This window comes from Sorangium sp. So ce381, from assembly GCF_051473845.1.
Taxonomy (GTDB): Bacteria; Myxococcota_A; Polyangia; order Polyangiales; family Polyangiaceae; genus Sorangium; species Sorangium atrum.
Genome location: NZ_CP150336.1, coordinates 12,147,369 through 12,162,588, shown reverse-complemented (window position 1 = coordinate 12,162,588; position 15,220 = coordinate 12,147,369). Strand labels below are relative to the sequence as shown.

Annotated in this window: 11 protein-coding genes; 8 read left to right on the top strand and 3 right to left on the bottom strand. The window is 70.6% G+C overall.

The window, feature by feature from the left end:
- Positions 1–209 precede the first annotated feature (209 nt).
- The 5 genes from WMF29_RS45590 to WMF29_RS45570 all read left to right on the top strand — a co-directional run bounded on the left by WMF29_RS45590 (position 210) and on the right by WMF29_RS45570 (position 6,269).
- A complete protein-coding gene (locus WMF29_RS45590; protein ID WP_272096353.1) occupies positions 210–458 on the top strand; it encodes an AbrB/MazE/SpoVT family DNA-binding domain-containing protein in 249 nt (82 codons plus the stop codon).
- Entirely contained in the window at positions 446–787 is a 342-nt protein-coding gene (locus WMF29_RS45585; RefSeq protein ID WP_276596792.1) for a type II toxin-antitoxin system PemK/MazF family toxin, read from the top strand. The genes WMF29_RS45590 and WMF29_RS45585 overlap by 13 nt, the downstream gene beginning before the upstream one ends.
- 84 nt (positions 788–871) lie before the next feature.
- The gene (locus WMF29_RS45580) at positions 872–1,636 is read left to right on the top strand and encodes an ABC transporter ATP-binding protein (protein ID WP_437326292.1); all 765 of its coding nucleotides are present in this window, start codon (positions 872–874) and stop codon (positions 1,634–1,636) included.
- On the top strand, positions 1,637–3,757 hold the full coding sequence (locus tag WMF29_RS45575) for an FtsX-like permease family protein (RefSeq protein WP_437326291.1): 2,121 nt from the start codon (positions 1,637–1,639) through the stop codon (positions 3,755–3,757).
- Between the two features lie 730 nt (positions 3,758–4,487).
- A complete protein-coding gene (locus WMF29_RS45570; protein WP_437326290.1) occupies positions 4,488–6,269 on the top strand; it encodes a right-handed parallel beta-helix repeat-containing protein in 1,782 nt (593 codons plus the stop codon).
- Between the two features lie 27 nt (positions 6,270–6,296).
- Here WMF29_RS45570 and WMF29_RS45565 read toward each other — a convergent pair whose 3' ends face one another.
- Entirely contained in the window at positions 6,297–7,019 is a 723-nt protein-coding gene (locus WMF29_RS45565) for an RNA polymerase sigma factor (protein WP_437326289.1), read from the bottom strand.
- A 550-nt stretch (positions 7,020–7,569) separates the two neighbouring features.
- On the opposite strand from WMF29_RS45565, the gene WMF29_RS45560 reads away from it, so the two are divergent.
- The 3 genes from WMF29_RS45560 to WMF29_RS45550 all read left to right on the top strand — a co-directional run bounded on the left by WMF29_RS45560 (position 7,570) and on the right by WMF29_RS45550 (position 13,692).
- Positions 7,570–9,417 (top strand): YgiQ family radical SAM protein, encoded by a 1,848-nt coding sequence (locus WMF29_RS45560; protein WP_437331240.1) that lies wholly within the window; start codon positions 7,570–7,572, stop codon positions 9,415–9,417.
- Positions 9,417–10,649 (top strand): aminotransferase class V-fold PLP-dependent enzyme, encoded by a 1,233-nt coding sequence (locus WMF29_RS45555; protein WP_437326288.1) that lies wholly within the window; start codon positions 9,417–9,419, stop codon positions 10,647–10,649. Before WMF29_RS45560 ends, WMF29_RS45555 begins: the two co-directional genes overlap by 1 nt.
- 463 nt (positions 10,650–11,112) lie before the next feature.
- Positions 11,113–13,692 carry a hypothetical protein gene (locus WMF29_RS45550; protein ID WP_437326287.1) on the top strand — a complete coding sequence of 860 codons (2,580 nt, stop codon included), beginning with the start codon at positions 11,113–11,115 and terminating at the stop codon, positions 13,690–13,692.
- Positions 13,693–13,696: 4 nt separating this feature from the next.
- Here WMF29_RS45550 and WMF29_RS45545 read toward each other — a convergent pair whose 3' ends face one another.
- Together WMF29_RS45545 and WMF29_RS45540 are read right to left on the bottom strand one after the other, a co-directional pair.
- Complete coding sequence (locus tag WMF29_RS45545) at positions 13,697–14,278, bottom strand: hypothetical protein (protein WP_437326286.1); 582 nt, start codon at positions 14,276–14,278, stop codon at positions 13,697–13,699.
- Positions 14,279–14,317: 39 nt separating this feature from the next.
- Positions 14,318–15,196 carry a hypothetical protein gene (locus WMF29_RS45540; protein WP_437326285.1) on the bottom strand — a complete coding sequence of 293 codons (879 nt, stop codon included), beginning with the start codon at positions 15,194–15,196 and terminating at the stop codon, positions 14,318–14,320.
- Positions 15,197–15,220 lie beyond the last annotated feature (24 nt).

Below are 15,220 nucleotides of genomic sequence, written 5' to 3'. Positions count from 1 at the left end.
CTCTCTGTTGGCCTCTCTGTGAATCTGCCCGACAAATTCGAGGGATTCTTCAGGTCGGCGTCGCGAGGGGCAGCGCTCCCGCCTCGCCCTACACGAGCGGCGCTCCGTGGACGGATCGGCGAGTCCTCCGGGGGCGCACGAACGGCGCAGTCCGGGTCGCCTTGACGGCGCCTGCCTCGGTAGGTACGTTGTGATCACGCAGGCTGAACATGAAAACCCGCCTAGTCCGCATCGGCAACTCCAAGGGAGTCCGGCTCCCGAAGCCCCTCATCGAGCAAGCAGGCTTGACCGAGGAGGTCGAGCTCCAGGTGCGTGGCAATACCATCATCATCGCCGCACGAAAGTCGCCTCGAAGCGGCTGGGCGGAAGCCGCTCGGCAGTCGCACGCCGAGGACGGCGACCGGATGCTCGACGCTCCCACGCCGACACGCTTCGACGAGGCCGAATGGCAGTGGTAGGCGTGAAACCGGTCCGTCGCGGGGATGTCTTCCTCATCGATCTGGACCCGACCCGCGGAAGCGAGATCCAGAAGACGCGCCCCTGCGTGGTGGTCTCGCCGGACGAGCTCAACGCGCATCTGCGCACGGTCATCGTGGCGCCGCTCACGACGGGAGGGCAGCCTTACCCGTTTCGCGTCGCGTGCCGCTTCTCGAACAAGAGCGGGCACGTCGTCATCGATCAGCTTCGCACCGTCGACCGGGAGCGTCTCGTCCGCCATCTTGGTCGCATATCGCCGGCGACCTTCACGCGCATCCTGGCCGTCCTTCAGGAAATGTTCTCTCCCTGAGCGGAGGAACGCGCACCGCCGAACACCACAGATAGAATAGGTTCTGACGCTCGGCACGTGACGAGCCCGGCACCGCGCACGCCCATGAGCACCCCCTCGACCCCCGCCTCCGACGAGGCCGTCCTCCGCGTCCGCAACCTCCACAAGTCCCACGCGCTCGGCGCGACGCCCATCGAGGTGCTCCGCGGCGTCGACCTCGACATCCACGCCGGCGAGATGTGCGCGATCATGGGCCCCTCCGGCGTCGGCAAGAGCACGCTGCTCTCGTGCGTCGCGGGCCTCGAGTCGCCCGACAGCGGCGAGATCCGCGTGCTCGGCGAGGATATGGCCGCCCTCGACGAGCACGGGCGGACCCTCCTGCGCCGCCGCCGCGTCGGGATCGTCTACCAGTTCTTCAACCTCGTCCCGACCCTCACCGGCTACGAGAACATCGTCCTCCCCTACCTCATCGACGGCGCCGCGCCCGACCACGACGCCGCGTCGCGCATGCTCGATCGCGTGGGCATGCGCGCCCGCGCCGAGCACCTGCCCTCGCAGATGTCCGGCGGCGAGATGCAGCTCATCTCCATCGCCCGCGCCCTCGTCCGCCGCCCCGCGCTCGTGCTCGCCGACGAGCCGACAGGCAACGTCAACGTCGCGACCGGCCGCCGCATCATGGCGCTGCTCGCCGACGCCCTCCGCGACGCCGGCAGCGCCATGCTCCTCGTCACGCACAACGCCGAGGACGCCGCCCGCGCCCACCGCGTCGTCTTCATGCGCGACGGCCTGCTCCTGCACGACGCCGCCCTCGCGGGCCCCGCCGTCACCTCGGCCGCCGTCCACGATCGGCTGAAAGAGCTCGGCATCTGAATGCTGCTCCTCCTCCGCGCCCTCTTCCAGCCGCTCGTCCGGATCCTCGCGCTGCGCAACCTGCGCGCCGACCGCTTCGGCGCCATGGCCGCCGTGCTCGGCGTCGCCCTCGGCACGGCCACCGTCAACGTCGTCCTCATCCTCGACGTCGGGACGCGCGCCGTCGAGGCGAGGAGCGCCGTCACCAACCCCGACCTCCCCGTCTTCACCGATCAGACCATCACCCTGCGCGGCTTCCGCCCGGACGGGCAGCCCATCGACGCCGAGGACGCCCAGGAGGAGACCCACGAGGACTACGAGATCATGCGGTCCGCGATCCGCCTCGGCTCGCTCTCCGCGTTCCTCGTCGGCGCCCTCATCGTCTTCTTCACCTTCAACGTCGCCGTCGAGCGCCGCCGCCGCGAGATCGCCCTCCTGCGCAGCGCCGGCGCGCTGCCGCCGCAGGTCGCGGCGGTCTTCGTCCTCGAGGCGCTGCTGCTCGGCGTGGGCGGCGCGGCGCTCGGCCTGCTCGGGTCGATCCCGCTCGCGTACCTCGCCGCGAAGGCGGGCATCACGACGACGGGCCGCGCGCGCATCCCGCTCGACGCCATCGTCCTGCCCTGGGGCGCGATGCTGCTCGTCTCCGGCACCGGCGCCCTGACCGCGCTGCTCGGCGTGCTGCGCCCGGTGCGCGACGCGCTCCGCCTCGACATCGCGCGCGCCCTGCGCCCGCGCTTCGTCGAGGGCGGGGCCGAGCAGCGGCGGCGCATGCGCGGCGTCACGCTGCTCGCGCTGCCGTTCATGGTGCTCGTCTACGGCCTGCTGCGCCCGTTCTTCCGGGAATCCGTCCCGCTGTTCGCCTTTTTCGTGCTCGAGGCGGGCCTCGCGTGCGCGGCGTTCCTCGCCGCCATCGTCTTCGTCCCGGACCTCGTCGCGCGCCTCGGCGCGCTCGCCGTGCGCCTCGCGCCGCGCCGCTGGGCCGCCGAGCGGCTGCTCTTGCGGCGCCGGGTCGAGCACAGCGGCCACGAGCTCGCCTGGAGCGTCGGCGGCGTGATGATGGTGTTCGCCCTCCTGCTCGCGCTGCACATCGCCACGACGGCGCTCAAGCAGGAGGTCTCGGCCTGGGCCGGCCGCGCCCTCGCGCCCTACGCGTTCCTCTACCCGGACGAGCCGCTCGGCCACGCCGAGCGCCTGCTCCGACGCCTGCCGAAGCGCCTCGTCGCGGCGCGCTTCTCGAGCCGCACGCCGTGGCCCAACGTCGCCTACGCCGTCCCCGCCGACGAGCTCCTCGCGCTCGCCGAGGCCACGGGCCGCGCCGAGTCGATCGCGCTCGCCCGCCGCTTCGGCCCGGGCAAGGCGCTCGTCTCCACGATGATGGCCCGCCGCTTCGGCGTCGGCCCCGGCGACCTGCTCGAGGTGGGCGGCCGCGCCGGCACGCGCCGCCTCGAGGTCGTCGGCATCACGGACGAGCTCGGCTACGTCCACGCGGCCGGCGCGTACCGCAACCTGCGCACGTACGCGGTCATCGACGCGTCCGACTTCCCGGTCATCTCCCCGTACGCGACCGCGATCGGCCACACGGTGGCGATCGCCGATCCGGTGACGGGCGCCGTGGCGGCGCGGGGCGGACCGGCGACGCCGCCCTGGGCCGAGCTCCTCGCCGACGTGCCGCGCGCGCGCGACGTCCGGATGCAGACGGGGGCCGAGATCGAGGCCGTCCGCCGGAAGGCGACGGGCCGCGACTTCGTGATCTTCGACATGATCCTCGGCTTCACGACCGTGCTCGCGGCGATCGGCGTGGCGAACCAGATGGTCCTGGCGCTGCACGCGCGGCGCCGGGAGCTCGCGCTGCACCGCGTGCTCGGCATGACGGCGGGGCAGGTCCGCCGGATGGTCCTGATGGAGGGCGCGCTGGTGGGCGCGCTCGGCGGCGCGCTGGCCGTGCTGCTCGGGATCCCGCTGGGCTCCGCGGCGCTCGGCGCGCTGCGCACGGTGTCGACCTTCGAGGTCGAGCTCAGCATCCCGCCGGAGTACGGCCTGTTCACGGCGCTCGGCGCGACGGCGGTGGCGCTCTTCGCGTCGCTCTATCCCGCGCGGAGCGCGGGGCGGAACAACGCGGCGGAGTCGGTCCACTACGAGTGACCACGAGCAGGGGCGCGCGCCCGTCCTTCACGAAACTCGCCCGGCCGTCGCGGGCTCTCCTCCCCCGATCGCCCTCGGCGGGACGCCGCGAAGCGCTCGGACACGGCGCTTGCGCAGAGGCGTTCAGCATGACAAGTCACATGGCATATCGTGGGCGCGACCACATCCCCGCGGGCATGTGCGACGGTGCCTTCGGCGTGTTCACCGCAAGGGGCAACCCGCTCTCGAAAGTAACTGTCACGGATAGCCTCGCCTAGTTCCATCCACCAGGGGTCCGGCCAGGGATCCGGAGAGAGATTTCAACGCAAAGTCGCAAAGACGCAAAGGCGCAAACCTGCACGAATTTTGTTCTTTTTTTTGCGTCTTTGCGTCTTTGCGTCTTTGCGTTGAAATCTCTCTTTGCTCGCGAGAGAGCCCGAGCAGAATTTCTGACCCGCGGCACGAGGAGCTGACGGCGAGCCCGCGCGCCCCGGCGCCCAGCGCCCCTCGCGTTCACGTGCCCTCCCCGCGCCCGCCGGGACGGGCCGCCGCACCGCGCGGCGCGCCCGCTCATGAAAATCGCTCAGGCCGGACACGGAGAGCGGGACATGGGTGTGCTCGCGTCGCGCCTACCCCGGAGAGGTGAGTCTCTCCCTGGCACAGCGGTGCTCCGCTCGACTTCTGCGCTCGCTCCTTGCTCCTGGTGGTGACTGACAGCGACGGATCGACCCTCGTCCGAGAGGAGGTATGTGTGGTATTGGATCAGCGGTTTGTGCAGATCTGGATCGGAGTCCTGCTCGCGCTCGCCTCCGCTCCAGCCGGAGCGGCGCCGCCCCCGGAAAGCACCGCCCGCTCCGAGGCGGGCTGGGGATATCACCCTCCTCCGGAGGAGCGCGCCGTGTCCTCCCAGGGGTTCTGCAGCCTCGATCTGCCCTACACCGAGCCGCCCTTCCTGGCAGACCAGACGACCGGCATCGCTTGCCCCGGTTACGCCACGCAATCGCCGCTCTGCACGGGGCCTTTCTGCCCGGCCAACCGCGTTTGCCCGGGGACGAGCACGCTGCACGAGGACCTGAATACTTGCGACGGGGCAGGCTGCTGCCTGCCAGGCTCCGTCGACCCGGACGGCGTGGTCGACGTCCTGCCCTACCTGGCGAGGCCGGCGGAATGGCCCTTCTCCGCCGACGCGTCCGTCGACCGCAGCACGAACGTCGACGACAGCCCGGGCATCGCGACGGCCATCGAGTGCGCGGCGTCGCTGAGCGCCAGCAGGCGCACCGTGGCTTTCGCTGCCGGCCGTTACGTGCTGCGCACCCCGCTGCGGCCCCACCATGACGCGCTCACCCTGGAGGGACCGGAGCTGTCTCCCGAGGCCCCCCCGGGCGATCCCAACACCGCGACCCTCGTGGCGATCCCCTGCAATCCGGAGCAGTACCCCGGGGCCATCCAGGTCACCAGGGTCGTCAAGCCGGACGGGACCATCATCAGCGCGGTCCAGGGGCTCTGGATCCGCAATCTGCAGATCGCGATCACGGAGGGGCCACGCACGAAGGCGAACAGCGGCATCCAGCTGAACACCTGCTCGGACTGCAAGGTGGAGAACGTCATCCTGCGGTACTCGCCCCTCGTTCCCCAGCTACCTTCCTGCAAGCCGAGCAACCTGGAGGGCATCGGCTTCACCTGGGGCTCCGGGGGCGTCATCCGCAACGTGCTCGTGGATGGCTTCTCGAAGAGCGGCATCTACCTGTCCTCCATCGCCGGGTACCACGACACGCCGCCCATCCTCGTGGAGAACTGCGAGATCAGGAACATCGACGGCCCGGTCAGCGCCAGCGGGATCAAGATCGTCACCGCCAACGTGACCGTGCGAAATTGCCACGTGCACCACAACATGATCCATCCCGGCGACGGCTCCACCACGGTCAGCGGCGGGCATGGCATCTGGATCTCCACCCAGATCTCCCCTGGGCCCGGGATCCCGAGCCCGGTGCCGTACAACGTCGTGGTCAAGGACAGCTACTTTCATCACAACGGCGGCTCCGGCGTCGTGCTCGCGAGCCCCCTCGAGAACGAGCGTCCGAAGGGGATCCTGATCAAGAGGGTCAAGTTCGCTTACAACGGGGGCCATGGCGTCCACGTGCAGGCTGGCGCCGGCGTGGAGTTCTTGGACGTCTGGTCCTGGGGCAACGCGCTCTACGGCGTGCTCGTGAGCTCGCGGACGACGCTGCCCGCGACCTCGACCCGGGTAGAGGACGTGACCCTGGAGAACCTGCTCGTCTTCGACAATGCCCTGCGCTTCACGTCGGGCTCCTATCCCGGTATCAGGATAGAGGCCAGCGACGTCACGATCCACGGCGGTGCGGTGGCCCGCTGCGAGCCCTGGCGCGGGACGCAGTCGCGATCCATCCAGCAGCAATGCTGGCTGTCGGGTCCGGCCGGCGCCCAGGTGCTCTCCCATCCGGAAGAGAACGTCATCTCGGACGTGCGCACCGATGGCCTGAGCGCGCCGGAGGTGCTGGCGTGCCCCTACTGACGAGCGGCGAGGGCGCGCTGCGCCGGCTCAGGTCCCCCGCCTGCGCCGCCGGGGGGCCGGCCGGCGGCGCGTCGTCGCCTCGGCGGCGAACGGCCTGTCGCCGAGGCGCAGCGCGTTCCGCTGCTCCGGGTCGAGCCGCTTCACCGCCGCCCGGAAGTCCTCCCGGGCCAGCCGTAGCCGGTTCTGCCCTGTATTCTCGTTGATCTGGAGCTCCCGGGCGATGTCCACGACCGGGATCTCCAGCATGTCGTGCATCACCAGCATGACCCGCCGCTGCGGGTCGAGGCTGGCGAGCAGCGCGTCGATCACCTCGGCCCGCTCCATCGCCTCCAGCCGCTGCTCCAGAGGGGACCGGCGGTCGACGCCGGCAGAGATGGTGATGAGCCGCAGGCCGTCCGGGATCTCGCGGCGCCGATACGCCCGGTCGCGGTAGTGGCTGACCTGCCGCCACGCGATCCCGTAGAGCCACCGGTAGAGCGAGTCCCAGACCCGCCGCGGCTGCGGCTGCCCCTCCCCGATCCACGGGAGCACCTCGCTGAGCGGCAGCGGCTCGTGGTCCTCGTCCTCGAAGTCGTCCTCGAAGAAGTCGTCCTCGTCGCGCCGCCCCTGCAACGCGCGCAGCAGGCGGCTCGCGTCGAAGGTCTCCAGATTGCGGTAAGCGGCGAGGAGGACGTCGTGCACCACGTCCTCGCGATCGTTCGCCCCCACGCCGAAGCCCTGGAGCAGCCCGCGAAGGAAGGGAACGCCCACCTCGTGCACCACAGCGAAGCTGAGATGTTTGGCGCGGAGGGCATCATCTGATCGTGATTCCACATATTATTTTTACGAACCCTCTTTCCGGGTCGTTTTGGAACCCTCCCCCGCGCGCCAAAACCCCTTGTTTTGAAGCATTTTTTGACGAGCTCGCCAGCGGCTGACGCCGAGTGGAGCGCGCGGCTCCCCGCGGCGGTGCGCGCAGCCCTCATGTCGCGTCCGGAGATCCGGTGCGCCGGTGAGCAGAAGCCGTGACCTGCTGGCCGGGTATCGTGCAATTTGTGCGTTTCTCCGGGGAAAACGCGGGCTGCGCCCTCCCGCCGGCCCCCCCGCGCGCCGGCCTCGGCCGCGGCCCCGCGGGGCTTCCCGGCGCCGTCACGCCGTCACGCCGTCCCCCCTCGCCCCCCGCCCCCGCCGGGGCCGCCCCCTTGCCGCCCGCTCTTCCGGCCCGTAGGGTGACGGCGCCGTGCCCCTCACCCAGCTCCGCCGAAGCGCCGGCGCCGCCCCCCGGGACCTGACCGCCTTCCTGCCGACGACCCGGGAGGAGATGCGCGCCCGGGGCTGGGACGCGCTCGACATCCTGCTCGTCAACGGCGACGCCTACGTCGACCACCCGGCGTTCGGCGCCGCGATCATCGGCCGCTTCCTCGAGGGGCGCGGCTTCCGGGTCGGCATCGTCTCGCAGCCCGGCTACCAGGACACGAGCGACCTCCTGCGGATGGGGGTGCCCCGGCTGATGGTCGGGGTCACCGCCGGCAACCTCGACTCGATGCTGAACAAGCTCACCGCGCAGAAGAAGGTGCGCAGCGAGGACCAGTACTCGCCGGGCGGGCAGGTGGGCCTCCGCCCCAACCGGGCCTCGATCGTCTACGCGAACCTCTGCCGGCAGGCGTTCCCCGGCGTCCCCATCGTCCTCGGCGGCATCGAGGCGTCGCTCCGGCGCATCGCCCACTACGACTACTGGTCCGACCAGGTCCGCCGCTCGGTCCTGCTCGACGCCAAGGCCGACATGCTCATCTTCGGCATGGGCGAGAAGGCCGTCTGGGAGGTCGCCGATCGCCTCCGGCGCGGCGAGCCCGTCCGGTCGATCCGCGATGTCAGGGGCACCGCCGTCCCCCTGCGCAAGGGCGAGTGGGAGCAGATCGAGGGCTCCCGCTACGTCGCCGACGGCAAGGCGGTGATCCTCCCGAGCTACGAGGAGGTCGCCGCGGACAAGGGCGCCTTCGCGGAGATGTCACGCGCCTTCCAGTTCGAGACGAACCCCGGCAACGCCCGCCCGCTGCTCCAGGCGCACGGCGCCGAGGCGGTGTACTTCAACCCGCCCGCGTTCCCGCTGGAGACGGGCCAGATGGACGCGCTCTACGACCTGCCGTTCACGCGGGTGCCGCACTGGTCGTACGACGCGCCCATCCCCGCGTACGAGACGGTGAAGCACTCGGTCGTCACGATGCGCGGCTGCTTCGGCGGCTGCACGTTCTGCTCGATCACCGAGCACGAGGGCCGGGTGATCCAGTCGCGCTCGGCCGACAGCATCCTGCGCGAGGTGCGGGCGCTGCGGCGCATGGACGGCTTCCGCGGCGTGCTCAGCGACCTCGGCGGACCGACGGCGAACATGTACCAGATGCGGTGCAAGGACGAGGCGATCGAGAACGCCTGCCGGCGGCTCTCGTGCGTCTTCCCGGAGGTCTGCGAGAACCTGAACACCGACCACGGCCCGCTGCTCAAGCTGATGAAGGCGGTGCGCGAGGAGCAGGGGATCAAGAAGGTCTTCATCGCCTCGGGCGTGCGCTACGACCTCGCGGAGCGGTCGCCCGAGTTCATCGAGGAGCTCGCCGCGCACCACACGGGCGGCCAGCTCTCGGTCGCCCCGGAGCACAACAAGAAGGACGTGCTCGACAAGATGAAGAAGCCGGGCATCGAGAGCTACGAGCGCTTCGCCGAGCAGTTCCGGTGCGCGAGCGAGGAGGCCGGCAAGAACCAGTTCCTCGTGCCCTACTTCATCTCGGGGCACCCCGGCTCGACGCTGCGGGACATGGTCGATCTCGCGATCTACCTGAAGAAGAGCGGCATGAGGCCGCGCCAGGTGCAGGACTTCATCCCGACGCCGATGTCGATGGCGGCCTGCATGTACCACACGGGGATCGACCCGCTCACGCGGGAGCCTGTGTACACGGCGAAGGACCTGCGCGAGAAGAAGCTCCAGAAGGCGCTGCTCCTCTACTGGGACCCGGCGCACCACGACGAGGCGCGGGAGGCCTTGATCAAGGCGGGCCGCGGGGATCTCATCGGCACGAAGCCGCACTGCCTCGTGCCGCCGGCGGCCGGGAAGGGGGCGCCGCCGCGCTACCTCGCCAAGGTCCGCGGGGAGCGCCGGGGGAAGCGCGGAGTCAGCTGATGCGACACACCGCCGAAATCGATAGGGATCGGGCGTTCACCGCGAAGCTCGGCGATCGCGGGCTGTTCCCTCACCTCGCGCCGCTCGTCTACGTGAACCACGCGGGGATCTCGCCGCCGTCGCGGCCGGTGCGCCTCGCGATGACGGCGCTGCTCGACGACTACGCCGCGCAGGGGGCGGCCGCGTACCCCGCGTGGCACGCGCAGCGGCTCCGCCTGCGGGAGAAGCTCGGCCGGCTCATCGGCGCCGCGACGGCGGGCGACGACATCGCGCTGGTCCAGAGCACGACGCGCGGGCTCACGGACATCGCGCTGTGCTTCCCCTGGCAGCCGCGCGACCGGGTGATCCTCTTCGAGGGGGAGTTCCCGGCCAACGTGACGCCGTGGCAGCGCGCGGCCGCGATGTTCGGCCTGGAGGTCGTCTTCCTGCCGCTCGGCGGCTTCACGGACGGCAGCGGCTCGGGCCTCGCGCGGCTGGAGGGCGAGCTCGAGCGCGGGGCGCGGCTCGTCGCGGTGAGCGCCGTGCAGTTCCAGACGGGGCTCAGGATGCCGCTCGCGGAGATCGGCGCGCTCTGCCGCGCGCGCGGCGCCGAGCTCTGCGTGGACGCCGTGCAGGCGATCGGCGCGACGCCGGTGGACGTCGAGGCGGCCGGGGTCGATTACCTCGCGTGCGGCGGCCACAAGTGGCTGATGGGGCTGGAGGGCACGGGCTTCCTGTACATCCGCCGCGAGCGCCTGCCGTCGCTGCGGCCCGCGGTGGCGGGCTGGCTGAGCCACGAGGACGCCGTGAGCTTCCTGCTCCAGGGCCCGGGCAAGCTCCGGTACGACCGGCCGATCCGGCAGCGCGCCGACTTCGTCGAGGGCGGCAACCTCAACGCCGCGGGCTTCGCGGGGCTGGAGGCGGCGGTGGACCTCATCCTGCAGATCGGGGTCGAGCGGATCCACGAGCACGCGAACCGGTTCCTCGACCCGCTCGAGGAGGCGCTACGGGAGCGCGGTTGGGAGAGCCTCCGGCCGGCAGATCCGGCGCTGCGGGGCTGCTCGCTCGGGGTGAGGCCGCCGGGCGGCGCCTCGGTGGTCGAGCTGTACCGCGAGCTCACCCGCCTCGGGATCGCCTGCGCGATCCCGGACGGCGTGCTGCGCTTCTCGCCGCACTGGCCCAACGCGCTGGACGAGTGGGAGCAGGTGCTGCTGTCGGCCGACGAGGCGCTCGGGCGGATCGCGACCGGGTGAGCCGGCGTCGCGCGCGGCGCGTCGCCCAATGCCGTCGGGATGAAACCCGAGAGAGCCGCGCGCGGAGGCGCCGCAGCGCATGGCCTTCTGCGGCTCCACTGCGATGAGCGCGGTCAAGACATCCTCGACCGCATTCCGTGCCGCAGCTGTCTGACATCCACGCATTGAAGGACCCACCTTCACACCACAACCTATCGATACAGCGGCCCGACTCAACGTCATCGAGGCTCGCCCTCCTTGACACGCGCGAAACCGAAGAGGACGATGACAACGGCGAATAAGGACGAGACCGTCCTTCGCGTGACCTAACGATCCGCGTGTGCTCGTGCGCTGGCGCGCTCCGCAAGGCGCTCGACGGCAGCGAGCCGCTGTGGACCGCCTTCCAATCCAATTTCGGGTCATTGGCTCCGGCGCCGCACACGCCGCCGGTCCGTCAGGGTCTATCACCGACAGGGAGAGCCACATGCCGCGTCATCGAACATCCATTCATGCACTCTTGTTTTGCATCACCGCCGTCACGTCGTGCAGCGCGGAGGTCGATCCAGCGAGCACGGACAGCGCCGAGGAAGCATGGCCTCACGAGCAGCAGGGACCGGACGCCGCGTCCGCAGAGCACCGCGCGGCGTTCATCGCGAGCATTCAGAGACAGGCGCCTTCTGACTACAATGTAAACCTCGACGCGTCGGCCGTGCGCGCTCTGGTGAGCGCTCTGAATCCGGCGCACGGCTTCATCTCCGAGTTCACCTCGGCCGGCGTCGCCGTGACCCGGGAGAGCTCGGAGAGGGCGGGGCGACTCACGATGAAGCTCGCGCGTTATGGCTGCGAGGGGGCGCTCGTCCCCCTGGACGTCGCGGCCGAACCACGCGGGACGAACAACCGCGTCGAGCTACGGCATCGAGCCCCGTCCGCGGGCCTGAGCGTCACGGAGTGGTACCTGAACGGCCCCCTCGGGCTGGAGCAGGGCTTCTCCCTGGACTCGGCGCCTCCATGCCGCCGCGAGGGCGAGGGCAAGGTGGAGCTCGAGATCGCGCTCGGGGGCGATCTCTCGCCGGAACTAGCGGAGGACGGCCAGTCGGTGGCGCTGGTGGACGAGTCCGGCGCGGCCGTGCTGCGGTACGCCGATCTCGTCGTCCAGGACGCGCGCGGGAGCGTGCTTCCGGCAGAGATCAAGCTGAGCGACGCGAAGCTCTCGATCGTGGTGGACGACACAGGCGCGACCTATCCGCTGGAGGTCGACCCGCTCATCGCCACGGAGCAACAAGCGCTCTACGCCAGCGACGCCTCGAGCGACGACTATTTCGGGTCGTCCGTGGCCATCTCGGGGAACACGGCGGTGGTCGGCGCCATGGGCGCGGAAGCAGCTTACGTGTTCGTGCGCGACGGCGCGTCGTGGTCCCAGGCGGCCGTGCTCACGCCCAGCGACGGCCAGCTGGGAGATTTCTTCGGCGTCTCCGTGGCCATCGATGGAGATACGATCGTCGTCGGAAACAGCACTCGTTCAATGGATCGCCGCGCCGTGTACGTGTTCGCGCGCAGCGGCGGCGCCTGGCACGAGCAGCAAAAGCTCCCCTCGCAGGACGGCGGAGGCGGCGACAGTCGGTTCGGATATGCCGTCGCCATATCGGGCAATACGATCATGGTCGGGGCCCCCGACCGTTATGGTCCAGGCGGTGCGTCCATCTTCGTCCGGAGCGGCGCCGCGTGGGCGCAGCAGGCCAAGCTCGCGCCCAGCCACGACACCCGCAACCAAGGCTACGCCGTCGCCCTGCACGGCGACACCGCGGTCATGGGCAGCGACTGCGACGACGGTCCAGCGAAACCATCGTGTCGAGTCTACGTGTTTACCCGCGCCGGCGACACCTGGTCCGAACAGGCCGTTCTCTACCCGCCGGTCGGAGCGACACCGCACTACAGGTTCGGCGGCTCGCTCTCGTTGAGCTCGGAGACGCTGGCGGTGGGCACCATCGTCTACAATGAGTACGGCCCTGACAGGCTGGCCGCCGTGGTCTTCGCGCGCAGCGAGGGCGCGTGGACCCAGCAAGCCATGCTGTACTCCAGCGATGTCGATGCTCCTGGCTGGGGGGGCTGGTTTCGCAACACCAGCGTCGCCGTGTCCGGGGACAGGTTGATCCTCGGAAGTGACGACGGCGAACAGGGACCGAGGGTCTTCGCCAGGATCGGCGGCGCATGGACGCCGCAGGCCACGGTCGATAGCTCCACATGGAGCAGGTGGGAGGTTCGTGTGGCGCTCTCGGGAGACACGCTGATTGCCGGCACGTGGGCCGACGGCGTTCGCGGCAACAGCGCCGGCGCTGCTCATGTCATCAAGCTGCAAGAGGGTCCGCCTGCTCACCTCGTGGGAGCCCGCGCTTTCGTCGAGCATGCCGCCGACGTGCCGTTCGTGCTCGACAGCGTCGACACCAACAGGTTCGGGACGCCGAGCAGCATCGATTGGGCGAGCTTCACCGGGACCACGCAGGGCGCATCGCTGTTCACCCTGTCCCTCTTGCATGAGGATCCCACGCTGACGACCTCGATCCTCCGCGGCTGGTGGGGCTCCACGAGCCCGACCTCCACGAACCTGTACGGTCAGGTCGTGGCCGGGAACCACTTCAAGCGGATCTCGAAGATCAGCGACATCCTGCCTGGCGATCTGCTGGTCATCAACTACACGGACGGCGGCTCGGGACACACGGCGATCGTCGACGCGTCCCCGACCGCCATCGCGGCCGTCGAGCCCGTCGTCCCCGGCACGACCCAGTATTCGCTCCGGGTCATCGACTCGACGAGCACCGCCCACGGGTGCACCACGGACCCGAGCACGGGAGACACGCGATGGGTGCCGGCCGATCCGACAAGGCCCTGCCGCAGCGGGAGCACGGACGGCGGGGCGGGCAGGGGCACCATGCGTCTTTACGCCGTCTCCCCGGGCCGGGCGAACGCCGGGGACCTCACCGGGTACAGCTGGAGCCTCACGTCGGGCTCCGCGTACTTCCCGCAATCCGGCGCGCGGCCCCACGCGATCGGCCGGCTCGTCCGCTGACCCCTCACCGCCCGCGCTCGTAATCGAGCGCTGCCTTCTCCACGACGTCCCAGTCCCGCGCGGCCCGCTCGGCCTCGGCCACGAGGTCCGCGGTGAACAGCGTGAGCCCCCAGATGCCGTTGTCGCGCCGCCGGAACGGGTACCGCGTGCCGCGCGCCGTCTCGACGGTGGCCCGCTCGCCCGTCACCTCCACCTTCCCGATGCCGGACAGGTCGCGACGGAGGCGCGCGATGAAGCCCTGCTTCGTGGCCATGTCGACCCACACGTCCGCCCCGTCCTCGGCCATCGCGTGCGCGCGGTACTGCTCCAGCAGGCGCGCGCGCTCCGGCTCCGGGTAGCTCGCCTCGATCCGCTCGCTCGCCTTCCGCCGGTAGTCGCGGATGGTGTACGCCGCGTGCTGCGCCCGGTCCTCGAGGTACGGGAAGCACGCGCGCGCATCGCTGACGCCGATGTTGTACGCGATGCGGAGGTAGGCGCCCTCGGGCGTCGTGTCCGGCGGGAACTGGTTGAGCTTGCGCCAGACGAGCACGAGGGCCAGCAGGGCGACGGCGGCGGCGCCCCAGGCGATGGCGCGGCGACGGGTCATGTCCGGCTCATCTCTCGCTCTCTCGAACCGCGCGGCGCGCTAGTCGATGTGCCCGCCGAACTGCAGATAGAGGGACGCGACCCGATCCCTGTCGAACGCGGGCCCGAGCGGCTCGTCCAGCGCGAGGAGCAGGCCGGCCCGCATGAAGAAGGTCTTCTGGCTGTCGTACACGAAGTACGGCAGCAGCGAGACCTGCCCCCGGTCGTCGTAGACCGACGACGGCACCCACACCGTCTGGAGCGCCACGCCGCCGCCGAAGCCGGAGCGGCTCTGGAGCTCGGGCTCGACCTTCGCCTGGAACACCGCCTCGAGATCGTCGGAGTCGTCGATGAAGCCGCGCCGGACGCCGTCCCCCACCGGGACGAAGAACGTGAGATCCCCGCCCGCCCGGAGCACGAACGACCTCCCGAAGCGGTACTCGATGCCGCCCAGGCCGCCGATCGGGAGCGAGTTCGCCGCCCAGAGGTGCAGGTCGTACCAGGCCATCGCCATCGCGCTGTAGCCCCTGGCCACGTGCCAGTCGAGGCCGTCGATCGCGCCGAGCGGCAGCCCGGCGCGGCCGCCCGCGTACCAGGTGAGCTTGCGGCCCGCGTCCGAGTAGTAGAGCGTGAACGTCGGGTTGCCGAGCGCGGCGCGCGACTGGCGGTCGAGATCTTCGGCGTCTCCCGGGCCGTCGAACGAGAGCGCCAGCGGGAACTTCAGGTTGATGAACAGGTTCGGCGTCGGCTCGAACTGCACGAAGGGGACGGCGGCGAGCGACGTGCCGTAGAAGCGGGCGCTCCACAGGTAGAGATCCACGCCGGCGTCCGAGCGGTGCACCACCGGATCCCAGGCGTGCGCCGCCGTGGGGGCGGCGAGGAGCGGAGCAGCGGCGGAGACCGCCAGGGCGAATGCGCGAAGCCATCGGTGCGTGCTCATCTCGAGAACTGCCTACCGAGATCC

What these genes read in the sequence shown, in the direction of transcription:
- WMF29_RS45555 (WP_437326288.1), top strand. Translation starts at nt 9,417, where the DNA reads ATGCGACACACCGCCGAAATCGATAGGGATCGGGCGTTCACCGCGAAG.
- WMF29_RS45575 (WP_437326291.1), top strand. Translation starts at nt 1,637, where the DNA reads ATGCTGCTCCTCCTCCGCGCCCTCTTCCAGCCGCTCGTCCGGATCCTC.
- WMF29_RS45580 (WP_437326292.1), top strand. Translation starts at nt 872, where the DNA reads ATGAGCACCCCCTCGACCCCCGCCTCCGACGAGGCCGTCCTCCGCGTC.
- WMF29_RS45540 (WP_437326285.1), bottom strand. Translation starts at nt 15,196, where the DNA reads ATGAGCACGCACCGATGGCTTCGCGCATTCGCCCTGGCGGTCTCCGCC.
- WMF29_RS45560 (WP_437331240.1), top strand. Translation starts at nt 7,570, where the DNA reads ATGCGCGCCCGGGGCTGGGACGCGCTCGACATCCTGCTCGTCAACGGC.
- WMF29_RS45585 (WP_276596792.1), top strand. Translation starts at nt 446, where the DNA reads ATGGCAGTGGTAGGCGTGAAACCGGTCCGTCGCGGGGATGTCTTCCTC.
- WMF29_RS45550 (WP_437326287.1), top strand. Translation starts at nt 11,113, where the DNA reads ATGCCGCGTCATCGAACATCCATTCATGCACTCTTGTTTTGCATCACC.
- WMF29_RS45545 (WP_437326286.1), bottom strand. Translation starts at nt 14,278, where the DNA reads ATGACCCGTCGCCGCGCCATCGCCTGGGGCGCCGCCGCCGTCGCCCTG.
- WMF29_RS45590 (WP_272096353.1), top strand. Translation starts at nt 210, where the DNA reads ATGAAAACCCGCCTAGTCCGCATCGGCAACTCCAAGGGAGTCCGGCTC.